A 16,451-nucleotide genomic window follows, 5' to 3' on the forward strand; every position below is an offset into this window, starting at 1 on the left:
CCCGCCCGGACGGGGCCGCGATCTTTCGACAGGCGCCCCGGAGTGGACCGTCCGACAATGCGAGGACAGTCCACGAGATCCCCGGGAGGACGCCATGGACGCGAAGCTGGACCCCATGAAGCTGGACCCCGTGGAGACACGGACGGTCGCGGCCGAGTTCATCGGCACCCTGCTGCTGGTCTTCTTCGCCGTGGGGTCCGCCGTCCTCGCGGCGGACTACATCGGCGCCCTCGGCATCGCGCTGGCGTTCGGCTTCACTCTTCTGGCCCTCACCTACGCGCTGGGGCCGGTCTCCGGATCCCACCTCAACCCCGCGGTCACCCTCGGCATGCTGCTGGAGGGCCGGATCGCGCTGCGCACCGCGATCGAATACTGGATCGCGCAGTTCGTCGGGGCCATCGTCGGCGCCGCGCTGCTGCTCCTGCTGGCCAAGCAGGTGCCGGGCCTCAGTACCCACGGGACGTTCGGGACCAACGGGTACGACGACCGGTCGGCGGTCCACCTCAACATGGGCGGCGCGTTCCTCGCCGAGGTCGTGCTGACCTTCCTGCTGGTCTTCGTCTGGCTCGCGGTGACCCACAAGGTGGCGGTGGTCGGCTTCGGGCCGCTGGCGCTGGGCTTCACCCTGGCGCTGGTCCACCTGGTCGGCGTCCCGCTGACCGGCGCCTCCGTGAACCCGGCGCGCAGCCTGGGCCCGGCCCTGTTCGCCGGTGACGGCGCGCTGTCCGACCTGTGGCTGTTCATCGTGGCGCCGCTGATCGGCGGCGCGCTGGCGGCCTTCGCCCACCAGGTCGTGCAGCCGCACGGCGCGCCCGTGCTGATCGCGGACGAACGGGCCCTCGGCGGGCACCGGGCGTACGAACTGCCGCCCGAGGCCGCGGAGGTCGAGGCCGGACGGCAGGAGCGGGAAGAGGCCGGACGGCAGGAGGGGACCGCGGGACGCGGGGGAGCGGCGGGGCGGCGTCGGCCGCCCGAGCCCCCGGCGGGCCGGGACGGACACGCGGGCCCGGGGGGCCCGGCCGAGCCGGGCTCCGGCGGCCCCGGGGACGGTCCGCCCCCGCCGCCGGTCGGACTCTGACGTCCACCGTCGGGGGAGGGGGAGGAGGGCCGGACAGTTCGGCGGGCGTCGGGCTCCGGCGTCCACAGGGGCCCGGACCGTCCGACGGGAACCGGACCGTCCACCGGGAGCCGGACCGGCCGACGGGCGTCCACCTCCGGCGTCCACCGCGGGCCGGGACCGTCCACCGGGAGCCGGACCGTCCACCGGACGTCCACCTCCGACGTCCGCCGAGCGCCGAGCGCCGGACCGGCCGGCGATCAGCCGAAGACCGGCCCCGTGTACTTCTCGCCCGGCCCCTGCCCCGGCTCGTCCGGCACCACGGACGCCTCGCGGAACGCCAACTGGAGCGACTTCAGCCCGTCGCGCAGCGGTCCCGCGTGGAAGTTGCTGATCTCCGTGGCGCTCGCCGTCACCAGACCGGCCAGGGCGGTGATCAGCTTCCGGGCCTCGTCCAGGTCCTTGTGCTGTTCGCCCTCCTCGGCCAGGCCGAGGTTGACGGCCGCCGAGCTCATCAGGTGCACCGCCACGGTGGTGATCACCTCGACCGCCGGGACGTCGGCGATGTCACGGGTCATGCTGTCGAAGTCGGGACCGGCCTCGGGGGAGCCAGAGGGGTCGGCGGAGGGGGTAGCGTCGCTCATGGCGGACACGATACGTCCCGGGGGAACACGGGTTCGCCGCGGGTTTTGTCCGGGGTTAGCACCCCCGCACCCCTGCTGGTAGAGTGGGGGATCGACCGGTCGGACATCTGCGTGTCCGACCCACAAGTGGAGGCTCCGCACTCCCACCTGACCGGCTCACGGGCCGGCGGGTCTCCGGTCAGACGGCAGCCATCGTTCCGTACGGACGATGGGGCCGTCCGAGTAGCCCCACGGCGCATCGTGGCGGCGTTCCGGTTTCATGGAGCCTCGCCTGTGTCCCGTCCGGGGCATTTTTTGATGCACCGGCGCGGTTGGTCTTACGAAAAGACGTTACGCGGCAGCCCGCCAGGCGGCCGTGTGGTGCTACCGAGGAGGATCCATCAGCGCCGAGCCCCGCATCAACGACCGGATTCGCGTTCCCGAGGTGCGACTTGTCGGTCCCAGCGGCGAGCAGGTCGGCATCGTGCCGCTTGCCAAGGCCCTGGAGCTTGCGCAGGAGTACGACCTCGACCTGGTCGAGGTGGCGGCCAACGCCCGTCCGCCGGTCTGCAAGCTCATGGACTACGGGAAGTTCAAGTACGAGTCGGCCATGAAGGCCCGTGAGGCGCGCAAGAACCAGGCGCACACGGTCATCAAGGAGATGAAGCTCCGGCCGAAGATCGACCCGCACGACTACGACACCAAGAAGGGTCACGTCGTACGGTTCCTCAAGCAGGGCGACAAGGTCAAGATCACGATCATGTTCCGTGGTCGCGAGCAGTCCCGGCCCGAGCTGGGCTTCCGACTGCTGCAGCGGCTCGCGGAGGACGTCCAGGACCTGGGCTTCGTCGAGTCGAACCCCAAGCAGGACGGCCGGAACATGATCATGGTTCTCGGTCCGCACAAGAAGAAGACCGAGGCGATGGCCGAAGCCCGCGAGGCCCAGGCCGCCCGCAAGGCCGAGCGCCAGGGCGGTTCGGGTGCGGACGCCGCCGAGGAGCCCGCAGAGGCGTGATCACCGGGGGCTGATGCCCGTCAGCCCCGGTTCACCCCCCGGTGCCGCAAGGTCCCGGACAGCAAACGAACAGAGCTGACGCTTCCGTGCGCCCGCGCCGCGGGTGGGGAGCGCCACCGACGAGGAGATACGGCGCGATGCCGAAGAACAAGACGCACAGCGGTGCCAGCAAGCGCTTCAAGGTCACTGGCTCCGGCAAGGTCCTGCGCGAGCGTGCCGGCAAGCGCCACCTGCTCGAGCACAAGTCGTCCCGTCTGACGCGTCGCCTCACCGGCAACGCCGAGATGGCCCCGGGCGACGCCAAGAAGATCAAGAAGCTTCTCGGCAAGTGACGCACCGCGCCCGCCGTACGGCAGGGCGCGCGTCGAGACCGGGACCCAATCGTTTCCGGGCCGCGTGAGAATCGTCCGCGGCCCCGCTACAAGGAGTTAACAAGTGGCACGCGTCAAGCGCGCAGTCAACGCGCACAAGAAGCGTCGGGCGATCCTGGAGCAGGCCAGCGGCTACCGCGGCCAGCGCTCGCGCCTGTACCGCAAGGCCAAGGAGCAGGTCACCCACTCCCTGGTCTACAACTACAACGACCGCAAGAAGCGCAAGGGCGACTTCCGTCAGCTCTGGATCCAGCGCATCAACGCCGCCGCCCGCCAGAACGGCATGACGTACAACCGCCTCATCCAGGGTCTGAAGGCCGCCAACATCGAGGTGGACCGCAAGATCCTGGCCGAGCTCGCGGTCAACGACATGAACGCGTTCGCCGCGCTCGTCGAGGTCGCCCAGAAGGCGCTCCCGGCCGACGTCAACGCGCCGAAGGCTGCCGCCTGAGCGATGCCGTGAGGCATCCCCTGGCACGGTCCGGACCCGCAGGCCCTCCCCGGTCTGCGGGTCCGGCCGCGTTCCGGGCCCCACACGCCGTAGTAACCGAAGCAACCGAAAGTGAGCCCATGGCGGCCCCCGAGCTGACCTCCCTGCGATCGCCCCGCGTCGTCGCGGCCCGCCGCCTCGCCAAGCGCAGCTTCCGCGGCAAGGAGCGCCGTTTCCTGGCCGAGGGCCCGCAGTCCGTCCGCGAGGCCGTCGACCACCTCGTCGAGCTCTACGTGACGCCGGACGCCGCCGAGCGCCACGCCGACATCGTCGCCTCCGTGCGCGACGCCGGGGTGCCCGTCCTCACCGCGACCGACGAAGTGATCGCGGAGATGTCCGAGACGGTCACGCCGCAGGGCCTGGTCGGCCTGTGCCGCTTCCTGGACACGCCCTTCGAGGAGATCCTCGCCGGCCGGCCGCGGCTGGTCGCCGTCCTCGCCCACGTCCGCGATCCCGGCAACGCCGGGACCGTGCTGCGCTGCGCGGACGCCGCCGGCGCCGACGCCGTGGTGCTCACCGACGCCTCCGTCGACCTGTACAACCCCAAGTCCGTCCGGGCCTCCGTGGGCAGCATCTTCCACCTGCCGGTCGCCGTGGGCGTCCCCGTCGAGGAGGCCGTGCGCGGCCTGCGGGGCGCGGGCGTGCGGATCCTGGCCGCCGACGGCGCGGGCGACCGCGACCTGGACGCCGAGCTGGACCGCGGGACCATGGGGGGTCCCAGCGCCTGGGTCTTCGGCAACGAGGCGTGGGGTCTGCCGGAGGAGACCCGCGCGCTGGCCGACGCCGTGGTGCGGGTCCCGATCCACGGGAAGGCCGAGAGCCTGAACCTCGCCACGGCCGCCGCCGTGTGCCTCTACGCCTCCGCCCGTGCGCAGCGCGCGTCCGGAGGGTGCCGCTCTGTTACCTCCAGCTAGTAGGGTGACGCACCTGGGGCTCGGGAGGGGGCGTCGGGTGTGAGTGGGGAAGCTGCCGTGGGCGGTGCCGCGGGCGGGACCGCCGTCATCGAGGACGGTGTCGTCGGGGCCGGATGCGTGCTGCACCCGGACGACCTGCCGGACGGCCTCGTGGTCGCCGGTTCCGACGGCCGCGTCGTCGCCTTCAACGCCGCGGCGGCCCGGATCACCGCGCTGCGCCCGGCCGAGGCGCTCGGCCGGCCGCTGGAGAACGCCCTGCCGCTGGAGGACCTGGACGGCCGCCGCTGGTGGCCGCTGTGCGACCCGTACGGCGGCCTCGCCACCCGTACCGGCCAGCCGGAGCGCAACCTGCTGCTGCCGGGCGGCCGCGAGGTGCTGGTCTCCGCCCGGTACGTGCGCGAGCGCCCCCTCGGCCCGCTGGTGCGGCTCGTCGTCCAGTTGCGGGGCACCGAGGCCCGGCGGCGCACCGAGCGCAGCCACGCCGAGCTGATCGCCACCGTCGCCCATGAGCTGCGCTCCCCGCTGACCTCCGTCAAGGGCTTCACGGCGACGCTGCTCGCCAAGTGGGAGCGGTTCACCGACGACCAGAAGCGGCTGATGCTGGAGACGGTGGACGCGGACGCCGACCGTGTCACCCGGCTGATCGCCGAGCTGCTGGACATCTCCCGGATCGACTCCGGCCGCCTGGAGGTGCGCCGCCAGCCCGTCGACATGGCCGCCGCCGTCCGCCGGCACGTCGCCGCGCACACCGCCCGCGGTCAGCACGCCGACCGCTTCGCGGTCCGCGTCGTCGAGCCGCTGCCCGCGCTCTGGGCCGACCCCGACAAGATCGACCAGGTGCTCGGCAACCTCCTGGAAAACGCGGTGCGCCACGGCGGCGGAACGGTCACCATCGAGGTGGCACCCGCCTTGACGAACGCCCGCGCGGAAGGGACGGCGGTCACCGTGAGCGACGAGGGACCCGGCATCCCCGAGGACGCCATGACGCGCGTCTTCACCCGCTTCTGGCGGGGCAGCAAGCGCGGCGGCACCGGCCTGGGCCTGTACATCGTCAAGGGCATCGTCGAGGCGCACGGCGGGACGATCACCGTCGGCCGCTCGGCCCACGGCGGCGCCCGGTTCCGGTTTACCCTGCCCGTGGGCGCCCCCGCGTTCCTGTCCCAGGGCTGAGCTTCACGTTCTCCCGGGGCCGAGGCGGCGGGCCCGCGGGCTGCGAAGACCCCCGCGCCCCTTAGACTCGACCTTTGGCACGTTTCTGGGGCCACTTTGGCCAATACAGTCGGGCGAAGCCGCGCAGCCAGCGGAGCCAGCCACTTCGGAAGTACGGGAAGAGATGTCGGCACCCAATAAGTCGTACGACCCTGTCCAGGTCGAGGCACTGAAACCGGAAGAGATCGAGCGCATGCGGGACGAGGCGCTCGCCGCCTTCGCCGCCGCCGCCGACCTCGACGCCCTGCGGGAGGCGAAGACCGCCCACATGGGCGACCGCTCGCCGCTCGCCCTCGCCAACCGCGAGATCGGCGCCCTGCCGCCGCAGGCCAAGGCCGAGGCGGGCAAGCGCGTCGGCATGGCCCGCGGTGCCGTGAACAAGGCCCTGGCCGCCCGCCAGGCGGAGCTGGAGGCGGAGCGCGACGCCCGCGTGCTGGTCGAGGAGGCGGTGGACGTCACGCTGCCGTACGACCGCGTGCCGGCCGGTGCCCGCCACCCGCTGACCACGTTCATGGAGCGCGTCGAGGACGTCTTCGTGGCCATGGGCTACGAGGTCGCCGAGGGCCCCGAGGTCGAGGCGGAGTGGTTCAACTTCGACGCCCTGAACTTCGAGCCGGACCACCCGGCCCGCGCCATGCAGGACACCTTCTTCGTGGCCGGCCCCAAGAACGCCGAGACCGGCGTCGTGCTGCGCACCCACACCTCCCCGGTGCAGGTCCGCTCGATGCTCGACCGCGAGCCCCCCATCTACGTCGTCTGCCCCGGCCGCGTCTACCGCACGGACGAGCTGGACGCCACCCACACCCCGGTGTTCCACCAGGTCGAGCTCCTCGCCATCGACGAGGGCCTGACCATGGCGGACCTCAAGGGCACCATCGAGCACATGGTGCGCTCGCTGTTCGGCGAGGGGCTGACCACGCGGCTGCGCCCGAACTACTTCCCGTTCACCGAGCCGTCCGCCGAGCTGGACATGCAGTGCTACGTCTGCCGCGGCGCCTCGGTGGGCAACCCGGAGCGTCCCTGCCGCACCTGCTCCAGCGAGGGCTGGATCGAGCTGGGCGGCTGCGGCATGGTCAACCCGCGCGTGCTCGTCGCCGCGGGCATCGACCCGGAGAAGTACAGCGGATTCGCCTTCGGGTTCGGCATCGAGCGGATGCTGATGTTCCGCCACAACGTCGAGGACATGCGAGACATGGTCGAGGGTGACGTGCGCTTCACCCGGCCGTTCGGGATGGAGATCTGATGCGCGCCCCGCTTTCCTGGCTGCGGGAATACGTCGACCTGCCGGCCGGCACCACCGGCCGCGACGTGCAGGCCAAGCTCGTCGCCGCCGGCCTGGAGGTCGAGCGGGTCGAGCACCTCGGCTCCGACCTCACCGGCCCGCTGGTCGTCGGCAAGGTCGCGACGATCGAGGAGCTGGAGGGCTTCCGCAAGCCCATCCGCTTCTGCACCGTCGACGTCGGCATGGCCAACGGCACCGGCGAGCCGCAGGAGATCGTCTGCGGCGCCCGCAACTTCACCGTCGGCGACAAGGTCGTCGTGGCGCTCCCCGGCGCCGTCCTGCCCGGCGACTTCGCCATCGCGGAGCGCAAGACCTACGGCAAGGTCTCGCGCGGCATGATCTGCTCCGGCGACGAGCTCGGCATGGGCGACGACGGCACGCACGGCATCATCGTGCTGCCGCCGGAGCACGAGGTCGGCACCGACGCCATCGAGCTGCTGGAGCTGCGCGACGACGTCCTGGACATCGCCGTCACCCCGGACCGCGGCTACTGCCTGTCCCTGCGCGGCATCGCCCGCGAGACCGCCACCGCGTACGGCCTGCCGCTGCGCGACCCGGCGCTGCTGGACGTGCCCGCGCCCAACTCGTACGGCCACCCGGTGCGCGTCGCCGACCCGGCCGGCTGCGACCGCTTCACCGCCCGCACGGTCACCGGCCTCGACCCCGAGGCCCGGTCGCCGATCTGGCTCCAGCGCCGGCTGCAGAAGGCCGGCATGCGCCCGGTCTCGCTGACCGTCGACATCACCAACTACGTGATGCTGGAGCTCGGCCAGCCGCTGCACGCCTACGACCGCTCCCGGATCGCCGGGACGATCGGCGTCCGCCGCGCCGAGCCGGGCGAGAAGCTGACCACCCTCGACGGCACCAAGCGCGTCCTGGACGCCGAGGACCTGGTCATCACCGACGACAACGGCCCCATCGGGCTCGCCGGTGTCATGGGCGGCGCCGGCACCGAGATCGCCGGGGCGGCCGAGGGCGGCTCCACCGAGGTCGTCATCGAGGCCGCGCACTTCGACGCGGTCGCCATCGCCCGCACCGCGCGCCGGCACAAGCTGTCCTCCGAGGCGGCCAAGCGCTTCGAGCGCGGCGTCGACCCGCAGGCGGCCTCGGCCGCCGCGCAGCGGACCGTCGACCTGCTGGTGCTGCTCGCCGGCGGCACCCCGGAGGCCGGGGTCACCGAGTTCGCCACCCCCAGCGCCCCCCGCACCATCGCGCTGCACGCGAACCACCCGGACCGGGTGGCGGGCGTGGAGTACGGCCGGGAGACCGTCGTCCGCCGCCTCCAGGAGGTCGGCTGCGACGTCTACGGGCAGGACGAGCTGATCGTCACCGTCCCGAGCTGGCGGCCGGACCTCACCGACCCCAACGACCTCGCCGAGGAGGTCATCCGGCTGGAGGGCTACGAGAACCTGCCCTCCACCCTGCCCAAGCCGCCCGCCGGCCGCGGTCTGACCGCCCGGCAGCGCCTGCACCGCCGCGTCGGCCGCGCCCTGGCCGGTGCCGGGTACGTCGAGGCGCCCAGCTACCCGTTCCTCGGCGACTGGGCCCTGGACCACCTCGGCCTGGAGGCGGACGACGCCCGCCGGCTGACCGTGCGCCTGGCCAACCCGCTCTCCGAGGCGGAGCCGGCGCTGCGCACCACCCTGCTGCCGGGGCTGTTCGCGACCCTGCGCCGCAACGACAGCCGGGGCGAGCACGACCTGGCCCTCTTCGAGACCGGCCTGGTCTTCCGCCCCACCGGCGAGGAGCTCCCGGCCGGCCGGCTGCCGGTGGACCGCCGTCCCACCGACGAGGAGATCGCCGGCCTGGACGCCGCGCTGCCCCGGCAGCCGCGCCGGGCGGCCGTGGTACTCGCCGGGGCCCGCGAGCGCGCCGGCTGGTGGGGCCAGGCCCGTCCGTCGGGCTGGGCGGACGCCGTCGAGGCGGGCCGCACGGTGGCCCGCGAGGCCGGCGTCGAGCTGATCGTCCGGCAGGACCAGGTGGCGCCGTTCCACCCGGGCCGCTGCGCCGCGCTGCTGGCCGTGGTCGACGGACAGGAGGTGCTGGTAGGCAACGCCGGTGAGCTCCACCCGCGCGTCATCAAGGCGTTCGGCCTGCCGGAGCGCACCTGCGCGATGGAGATCGAGCTGGACCGCCTGGAGCAGGCCGGCACCGGGCCGCTGGAGGCCCCGCGCGTCTCCTCCTTCCCGGTGGCCACGCAGGACGTCGCCCTCGTGGTGGACGCGGGGGTGCCGGCCGGTGAGGTCGAGGCCGCGCTGCGCTCCGGCGCCGGTGAACTGCTGGAGTCGCTGCGGCTGTTCGACGTCTTCACCGGCGAGCAGTTGGGCGAGGGCCGGAAGTCGCTGGCGTACGCGCTGCGGTTCCGCGCGTCCGACCGCACGCTGACCGCCGACGAGGCGTCCGCCGCCCGTGACGCCGCCGTGCGCGCGGCCGTCGAGCGCACCGGCGCGGTGCTGCGCGGCGCGTAGGCACGTCGGCCGTACTGGTCGTGAGGGGCGCTCCGGTTCGCCGGGGCGCCCCTCACGTGCCTCCCGCACCGTCAGCCTCGCACCCATCGGCTTTCACTCGATGGGGTGGAAAACGGGGTTCAGGTCGTTACTTCCGCGCCGACGCTCGCGAGAATCGAGCGCGTCATTGCGCAAGGGGGGCCGACGGCATGATCCGTACCAAGGCGGCGCGCTGCCGACAGGGTGCGGTGCTCGCGCTGCCCGGGTTGTGGGTCGCCGGGGTGGTGGTCTGGGAGCTGTTCAGCCCGCTCGGCGTCCACTTCGTGCAACTGCTGGCCGCCGCCCCCGCCATCGCCTGTGCCGGCAGCGGCCGGCGGCAGTGCGTCCTGCTCGGCGGCGCCTGCGCGCTCTTCGCCCTCCTCCCGCTGGGCTCGGCGGGCCGCGCCGATCCGGCCATGCGGCTGGGCACCTGCTGCGCCGTCCTCGCCGTCGTCGCCGCGGCCTGGCTCACCAGCCACCGCCGCCTCCGGCTGACCCGCGAGGTCGAACGGCTCCGGGAGATCGCCACCACCGCCCAGCACGCCGTCCTGCGCCCGCTGCCGCCCCGCCTCGACGGGCTCACCCTCGCCGGCGGCCACCGCTCCGCCAGCGAGGGCGCCCTCCTCGGCGGCGACCTCTACGAGGTGCTCGCCACCCGGTACGGCGTCCGGCTGGTCATCGGGGACGTCCGCGGCCACGGCCTGCCCGCCCTCGGCACCGTCGCCGCCCTGCTCGGCAGCTTCCGCGAGGCCGCCCACGACGAGGACGGCCTCCCCGGCGTGCTGCGCCGCATGGAGCGCGCCTTCCACCGCCACCTCGGCGGCCACGCCTCCGGCCAGTCCCCGCCCTCCGGCGAGGACTTCGCGACCGTCCTCGTCCTGGAGATCCGCCCGGAGGGCGAGGTGCTGGCGCTCAACTGCGGCCACCCCTGGCCCCACCGGCTCACCGGCGGCGACTCGCCGCGCGAGGTACGGGCCGACGTCCTCACCGCCAGCGACCCGCTGCCCCCGCTCGGCATGTTCCCCCTCCCCGCCGATCCGCCCGTCCGCCGGCTGACCGGGCTGCGGCCCGGCGAGGCCCTGGTGCTGCACACCGACGGCGTCGAGGACGCCCGGGACGCGGCCGGCCGCTTCTTCCCGCTCACCCGCGCCCTCACCGAGGCCGCCGGGAGCGCCCCTGTCGTCCCCGCCGCCGTCGTCGACCGCGTCCGCGCCGCCGTCCTGCGGCACACCGGCGGCGCCCTGGCCGACGACTTCGCCCTCCTCGCCCTGCGCAACGACCGCCACCGCGTACCGGACCGCTCCCCGCACGGACCACCGGCCCTCAGTTGCCCGCACGGCTGAACTCCCGTACCCGCCAAGCCCGTTCACACCCCGTGCGAATCCGCTTCCGTTACCCTGGGTCGACCGAGCGCTCACGGAGGGGCGGCATGGAGCCCAACACTCTGCTCGACGCCATACTCGACGAGGCGGGGATGTCCCACGCCGGCCTGGCCGCCCACGTCAACGCGGCGGGCCGGGCCCGGGGTCTGGCGTTGCGTTACGAACACACCGCCGTGGCCCGCTGGTTGAAGGGTCAGCGGCCGCGCGGCCGGGTGCCCGACCTCATCTGCGAGGTGCTGGGCGAGCGGCTGCACCGGCCGCTGACCCTCGACGACATCGGCCTGGGCACCCCCGGCGCCCCCCGGGTCCCCGGCACCCCGCTGTCCGGCTTCGTCGAGCGGGCCACCGCCCTGTGGCGCTCCGACGAACAGCAGCGCGAGCACGTCGTCACCGCCCCGGCCGTCACCGGCACCCATGCCGTCATCCCCGTCTGGGAGTGGGAGAACCCGCCCGACGACGCCGACGTCTCCCGGCGCGGCCTCACCCGGGTCTCCATGGACGACATCGCCATGCTGGGCGTCGCCCGGACGCACTACGAGCAGATGTACCGCAAGGCCGGCGGGATCGCGACCCGCGCCCGGATCGTCGGCTTCCTCAACGCCGAGACCGCCCCGCTGCTGCGCGGCAGCTACTCCGACGCCACCGGCCGCCAGCTCCACCGCGCCACCGGCGGGCTGGTCGCCGTCGCCGGCATCTGCGCCTACGACTCCGACGCGCACGGCCTGGCCCAGCGCTACTTCCACCAGGCGCTGCGGCTGGCGAAGGCCAGCGGCGACCGGGGGCTCGGCGCCTACGTCATCGCCCTGCTCGTCAACCAGTCGCTGTTCCTGGGGGAGTACCGGCAGGCCGTGGCCTTCGCCGAGTCCGCGCTGCGCTCCGGCGGCCCGCACCTGACCCCCGCCCTCACCGCCGACCTCTACGCCATGCAGGCCAAGGCGTACGCGCGGCTGGGCGACGGCGCCGGGGCGCTGGGCTGCATCCGCCGCGCCGAGTCGGCCGCCGAGCGCATCCACCGGGGCCAGGAGCCCGCCGAGACCGGCTACGTCCAGCCGGGACTGGTCAACGTCCAGGTGGCCGAGGCCCTGCTCAGCCTCGGTGATCTCCGACCCGCCCGTGAGCACGCCGACCGGGCCGTCGACACCCCCGCCCACGACCGGGGCCGTGTCCACCGGCTCGCCATGCTCACGCACATCGAGCTGCGTCAGGGAGACGCGGACAAGGCGGTGGCCACCGCTCAGGAGATGACCGAGCAGGCGAGGGGCATGGAATCGCAGCGCTTACGGGACCGGCTCCGGGCGGTGCGCGAGCACCTGGTCGAAAGCGGGTGCGCGGCCACCGCCGAGGCCGCCGAAATGATCGAAGGGGCGCTGCGCGTGCCCTTGTGACGACCCTCGCGCGGGCGACGCCCGGGTAGGTGGCCACCTCGGCGGAAGGTGGCAACACGTGCGTTGGAAGAATCTCGCGGAGCGGAACGTCTATGAGAACCGCTGGTTCCGGGTCAATCTCGCGGACGTCGAACTCCCCGACGGCCGGCATCTCGACCACTTCCTCATCCGGATGCGGCCCGTGGCCGTCGCCACGGTGGTCAACGACGCCAACGAGGTCCTGCTGCTCTGGCGGCACCGGTTCATCACCGACACCTGGGGCTGGGAACTGGCCGCCGGGGTCGTCGAGGACGGCGAGGACGTCGCCCGGGCCGCGGCCCGGGAGATGGAGGAGGAGACCGGCTGGCGGCCCGGCCCGCTGCGGCACCTGATGACCGTCGAGCCGTCCAACGGCCTGACCGACGCCCGGCATCACGTCTACTGGACGGACGAGGCCGAGTACACCGGCGAGCCGGAGGACGGCTTCGAGTCGGACCGCCGCGAATGGGTCCCGCTCAAGCTGGTGCCGGACCTGATCGCCCGGGGTGAGGTGCCGGCCGCCAACATGGCCGCCGCCCTGCTCCTGCTGCACCACACGCGCCTCGGCTGATCCTCGCCGGGCGGCGGGGGACCCCCGTGCTCACCGGCCGACCACCTGCCAGACGGCGAGGCCGAGCCCGGCCAGGCCGGTGAGCGCGGCAAGGGAGGAGACCGGCCAGCGGCCGCTCTCCAGCGCCTTGACGCGCTCCTCCACTTCGGTGATCTCGCGTTGCGCCTGGTCGCTGCGCTGGGTGAGCAGGGCGAGGCGCCCGTCGATGCGGACGACGCCCACGTCGAGTCTGCGCCGGAGCTCCGCGAGCTCTGCCGTCTTCGCGGCGTGCTCGGGATGCATGGTCACGGTCCGTACTCCTTCCGGAAGGCCCCACGGCCGTCGGCCGCGGTGAAAGCGCTGTACGACAAGGAAAGCGCGGGGCGGGTCCGGGCGGGAGCGTGTGCGGAGGGTGAGTACGGGTCAGTTCCGCACACCCCGTGTGAACGGCCTTGCGAGACGCAGGTGTTCGGCCGGGGAAGGGGAGGTGACGGCGCGTCAGACGGCCGGTTCGGCGATGAGCGCGGTGCCGACGCGGCGGAAGCCGAGCCGGCCGTACAGCCGGGCCACGTCGTCGTCGCCGGCCGAGAGGAAGACGGTCTCCACGCCCCGCGCCCGGGCGTCGGCCGCCAGTGCGGCGGTCACGGCGAGGCCGAGACCGCGGCGGCGGGCGGCGGGCAGGGTGCCGACCCCCACGATCTCGGTGACCGTGCCGACCGGCTGGTGCTGTCCCGCGCTGAGCGCGGTGCCGTCCTCCAGCGCGGCGGCGACGGACGTCAGCCCGGCACGCATCCGGTGCGCGAGCCGTTCGACGGTCCCGTCGGCCAGCAGTCTGCGGATCAGCGGGGCGAGTTCGGGCCGGCCGGCGGTGCCGGTGCGGGTGCCGGGCTCGGCGAACGAGAGGAAGGGAACGGCCACCGCGCTCGGCAGCGCCGGGTCGTCGGCGTCCAGCGTACGGACGGTGAGGCCGTCGGGCGGCGGGACCGCGGCCGGGGCGGCGGCGGGATCGAGGACCATCAGGGGATGCTCGTGCACCACGAGCCCCGACTCCTCGACGGCCGCGCGCAGCCCGGGGGCGGTCTCGGCGACCCACTCGAAGGTCTCCGGTACCCCGAGTGCACGCTGGCGGGCCCGGACGCGGTCCACGTCGGCGGCGGTCACGGCGGCCGCGCTCCCGTCGGCGGAGCCGGTGAAGGCCGGACGGGCGTAGTAGGGCCACCCCTCGCCCCGCCGTACGAAGAGGGTGAGCGGACCGAAGTCCTCGGCGCGGGCGGCGGAGCGCGGCACCGCGTCGTAGTACGCCTCCAGGCGGTTCAGCGACAAGCTCGCACTCCTGAAGGGGACGACGGACCGGAACGTGCCGGACGGGCCGGCGAACCGGCCCGTCCGAGGCGTGACAGGAGTGACGACCGTTGCTCAGTAGGTGTAGAACCCGGCCCCCGACTTCCGCCCGAGCCGCCCCGCGTCCACCATCCGCTGCAGCAGCGGAGGTGCCGCGTACAGCGGCTCCTTGTACTCGGCGTACATGCTGTCGGCCACCGACGCGACGGTGTCGAGACCGATCAGGTCCGACAGTTTGAGCGGCCCCATGGGGTGGGCGCAACCCATTTCCATGCCGTTGTCGATGTCCTCGCGGCTGGCGATGCCCGACTCGAACATCCGGATCGCGGACAGCAGGTACGGGATCAGCAGCGCGTTGACGATGAAGCCGGAACGGTCCTGGGCGCGGATGGGGTGCTTGTCCAGCACGCCGGCCACCAGTGCCTCGGCCCGCTTGACCGTCTCGTCGGACGTGGTGAGCGCCGGGATGATCTCGACCAGCTTCTGCACCGGGGCGGGGTTGAAGAAGTGGATGCCGATGACGTGGTCGGGGCGCGAGGTGGCGACCGCGAGCTTGACCAGCGGGATGGACGAGGTGTTGGACGCGAGGATGGCGTCCGGGCGGGTGACGACCTGGTCGAGTACCTGGAAGATCTCGGTCTTGACCTGCTCGTTCTCCACGACGGCCTCGATGACCAGGTCGCGGTCGGCGAACTCGCCGAGGTCGGTGGTGAAGCTCAGCCGCCCCAGGGCCGCGTCCCGCTCCGCCTCGGTGATCTTGCCGCGTTCGGCGGCCTTGCCGAGGGAGTTGATCAGCCGGGTACGGCCGATCTCCAGGGCCTCGCCCGTGGTCTCGGCGACCATGACGTCCAGGCCCGCCCGGGCACACACCTCCGCGATGCCCGCGCCCATCTGGCCGCAGCCGACCACTCCCACGCGTTCGATGTCGCTCAAGACGTTGCCTTTCGGTGCTCTTCGTCGACCGGCGGGTGCCGGGGTCGCTCCCGCCTCGGTCAGACGTTACTCCGAGCGGTCCGGTAGCGGGGGGCCCGGGGAGGGCATGCTCAGCGCGCACGGTGTGACACATCCGACAAGGAGTGAGCAACATATGGTGCGTATGACGCGAAGACGGTTCACGGCGGTCGGCGCGGGAGCGGCGACGGCCCTGGGCCTGCAACTGGGGCGGGTGGGGGCCGCGGAGGCGGCCGGTACCCCGACGGAGTTCCGGGGCGTGTGGGCCGCCACCGTCGCCAACATCGACTGGCCGTCCCGCCCGGGGCTCACCCCGGACCGGCAGCGCGAGGAACTCCTCGTCCTCCTCGACTCCGCCGTGAAACGACGGCTCAACGTCGTCCTCCTCCAGATCCGGCCGACCGCCGACGCGTTCTGGCCCTCCCGGTACGAACCCTGGTCCGAGTTCCTGACCGGCACCCAGGGGAAGAACCCGGGCTGGGACCCGCTCGCCTTCGCCGTCCGCGAGGCACACCGGCGGGACCTGCACCTGCACGGCTGGTTCAACCCGTACCGCATCGCCAACCACACCGACCCCGGACGGCTCGTCCCCTCCCATCCCGCACGGGTGCATCCGGACTGGGCGGTTCCCTACGGCGGGAAGCTGTACTACAACCCCGGCCTGCCGGAGGTCCGCCGGTTCGTCCAGGACGCCATGCTGGACGCGGTGTTCCGCTACGACCTGGACGGGGTGCACTTCGACGACTACTTCTACCCGTACCCGGTGGCGGGGCAGCAGTTCGACGACGCGGCGGCCTACCGCCGGTACGGCGGGAAGTTCCCCGACCGGGCCGCCTGGCGGCGGGACAACATCAACCGGCTGGTGCGGGAGACGGGCGAGCGGATCAAGCGGCGCAAGAAGCACGTGCGGTTCGGGGTCAGCCCGTTCGCCGTGTGGCGCAACAAGGCGACGGACGCCCGGGGTTCGGACACCCGGGCCGGTGTGCAGACCTACGACGACCTGTACGCGGACACCCGCATGTGGGTGCGCGAACGGTGGATCGACTACATCGTCCCCCAGGTGTACTGGCACATCGGCAACCCCGCCGCCGACTACGCCACCCTCGTGCCCTGGTGGGCCCGGACCGTCCACGGCACCGGCGTCGACCTCTACGTCGGCGAGGCGCTCTACCGGCAGGGCGACCCCTCGCAGCCCGCGCCCTGGCAGGACCCGGCCGAGCTCTCCCGCCACCTCACCCTCTGCCGGCGCCACCGCGAGGTGCGCGGAAACGTTTACTTCTCCGCCCGCCAGGTGCGCGACGACCCCGTCGGGGCGATGGCGCGCGTGGTCGGGGACCACTACCCCCGCCGCGCGCGCCCGCCGCGCTGACCTCGCGG

General features: G+C 73.3%; 15 protein-coding genes and 1 pseudogene. 12 read left to right on the forward strand and 4 right to left on the reverse strand.

Features of this window, described 5'->3' with window-relative positions; translation table 11 throughout:
- Positions 1–130: 130 nt before the first annotated feature.
- Positions 131–805, forward strand: a pseudogene (locus tag ACZ6X9_RS17220) (MIP family channel protein); the annotation flags it as partial.
- Between the two features lie 512 nt (positions 806–1,317).
- Here ACZ6X9_RS17220 and ACZ6X9_RS17225 read toward each other — a convergent pair.
- The gene (locus tag ACZ6X9_RS17225; RefSeq protein ID WP_469778825.1) at positions 1,318–1,701 is read right to left on the reverse strand and encodes a DUF1844 domain-containing protein; all 384 of its coding nucleotides are present in this window, start codon (positions 1,699–1,701) and stop codon (positions 1,318–1,320) included.
- 355 nt (positions 1,702–2,056) lie between these two features.
- Here ACZ6X9_RS17225 and infC point away from each other — a divergent pair, with 355 nt between their 5' ends.
- The 10 genes from infC to ACZ6X9_RS17275 all read left to right on the forward strand — a co-directional run bounded on the left by infC (position 2,057) and on the right by ACZ6X9_RS17275 (position 12,803).
- The gene (infC, locus tag ACZ6X9_RS17230; RefSeq protein ID WP_185945699.1) at positions 2,057–2,695 is read left to right on the forward strand and encodes a translation initiation factor IF-3; all 639 of its coding nucleotides are present in this window, start codon (positions 2,057–2,059) and stop codon (positions 2,693–2,695) included.
- Between the two features lie 137 nt (positions 2,696–2,832).
- Complete coding sequence (rpmI, locus tag ACZ6X9_RS17235) at positions 2,833–3,027, forward strand: 50S ribosomal protein L35 (protein ID WP_004944288.1); 195 nt, start codon at positions 2,833–2,835, stop codon at positions 3,025–3,027.
- A gap of 103 nt (positions 3,028–3,130) precedes the next feature.
- A complete protein-coding gene (gene rplT / locus ACZ6X9_RS17240) occupies positions 3,131–3,517 on the forward strand; it encodes a 50S ribosomal protein L20 (RefSeq protein ID WP_004944290.1) in 387 nt (128 codons plus the stop codon).
- Between the two features lie 119 nt (positions 3,518–3,636).
- On the forward strand, positions 3,637–4,470 hold the full coding sequence (locus tag ACZ6X9_RS17245; protein ID WP_469778826.1) for a TrmH family RNA methyltransferase: 834 nt from the start codon (positions 3,637–3,639) through the stop codon (positions 4,468–4,470).
- A 57-nt stretch (positions 4,471–4,527) separates the two neighbouring features.
- Entirely contained in the window at positions 4,528–5,640 is a 1,113-nt protein-coding gene (locus ACZ6X9_RS17250) for a sensor histidine kinase (RefSeq protein WP_469779179.1), read from the forward strand.
- 163 nt (positions 5,641–5,803) lie between these two features.
- Positions 5,804–6,922: a phenylalanine--tRNA ligase subunit alpha gene (pheS, locus tag ACZ6X9_RS17255; RefSeq protein ID WP_469778827.1), complete on the forward strand. Its 1,119-nt coding sequence runs from the start codon at positions 5,804–5,806 to the stop codon at positions 6,920–6,922.
- Positions 6,922–9,429, forward strand: a complete 2,508-nt coding sequence (pheT, locus tag ACZ6X9_RS17260) for a phenylalanine--tRNA ligase subunit beta (protein WP_469778828.1) — start codon at positions 6,922–6,924, stop codon at positions 9,427–9,429. Before pheS ends, pheT begins: the two co-directional genes overlap by 1 nt.
- A 188-nt stretch (positions 9,430–9,617) precedes the next feature.
- Complete coding sequence (locus ACZ6X9_RS17265) at positions 9,618–10,790, forward strand: PP2C family protein-serine/threonine phosphatase (RefSeq protein WP_469778829.1); 1,173 nt, start codon at positions 9,618–9,620, stop codon at positions 10,788–10,790.
- An 86-nt stretch (positions 10,791–10,876) separates the two neighbouring features.
- Positions 10,877–12,214 carry a tetratricopeptide repeat protein gene (locus ACZ6X9_RS17270; RefSeq protein WP_469778830.1) on the forward strand — a complete coding sequence of 446 codons (1,338 nt, stop codon included), beginning with the start codon at positions 10,877–10,879 and terminating at the stop codon, positions 12,212–12,214.
- A 58-nt stretch (positions 12,215–12,272) separates the two neighbouring features.
- Complete coding sequence (locus ACZ6X9_RS17275) at positions 12,273–12,803, forward strand: NUDIX hydrolase (protein ID WP_469778831.1); 531 nt, start codon at positions 12,273–12,275, stop codon at positions 12,801–12,803.
- A gap of 30 nt (positions 12,804–12,833) precedes the next feature.
- Here ACZ6X9_RS17275 and ACZ6X9_RS17280 read toward each other — a convergent pair whose 3' ends face one another.
- The 3 genes from ACZ6X9_RS17280 to ACZ6X9_RS17290 form a co-directional block, all read right to left on the reverse strand.
- Positions 12,834–13,085: a hypothetical protein gene (locus tag ACZ6X9_RS17280; RefSeq protein WP_221903609.1), complete on the reverse strand. Its 252-nt coding sequence runs from the start codon at positions 13,083–13,085 to the stop codon at positions 12,834–12,836.
- A 195-nt stretch (positions 13,086–13,280) separates the two neighbouring features.
- The gene (locus tag ACZ6X9_RS17285; RefSeq protein ID WP_469778832.1) at positions 13,281–14,105 is read right to left on the reverse strand and encodes a GNAT family N-acetyltransferase; all 825 of its coding nucleotides are present in this window, start codon (positions 14,103–14,105) and stop codon (positions 13,281–13,283) included.
- A 93-nt stretch (positions 14,106–14,198) separates the two neighbouring features.
- Positions 14,199–15,056, reverse strand: a complete 858-nt coding sequence (locus ACZ6X9_RS17290; RefSeq protein WP_469778833.1) for a 3-hydroxybutyryl-CoA dehydrogenase — start codon at positions 15,054–15,056, stop codon at positions 14,199–14,201.
- 163 nt (positions 15,057–15,219) lie between these two features.
- Between ACZ6X9_RS17290 and ACZ6X9_RS17295 the strand changes: the two genes are divergently transcribed.
- Complete coding sequence (locus tag ACZ6X9_RS17295; protein ID WP_469778834.1) at positions 15,220–16,443, forward strand: glycoside hydrolase family 10-like protein; 1,224 nt, start codon at positions 15,220–15,222, stop codon at positions 16,441–16,443.
- Positions 16,444–16,451: the final 8 nt, after the last annotated feature.

This window comes from Streptomyces sp. NPDC052910, from assembly GCF_055585605.1.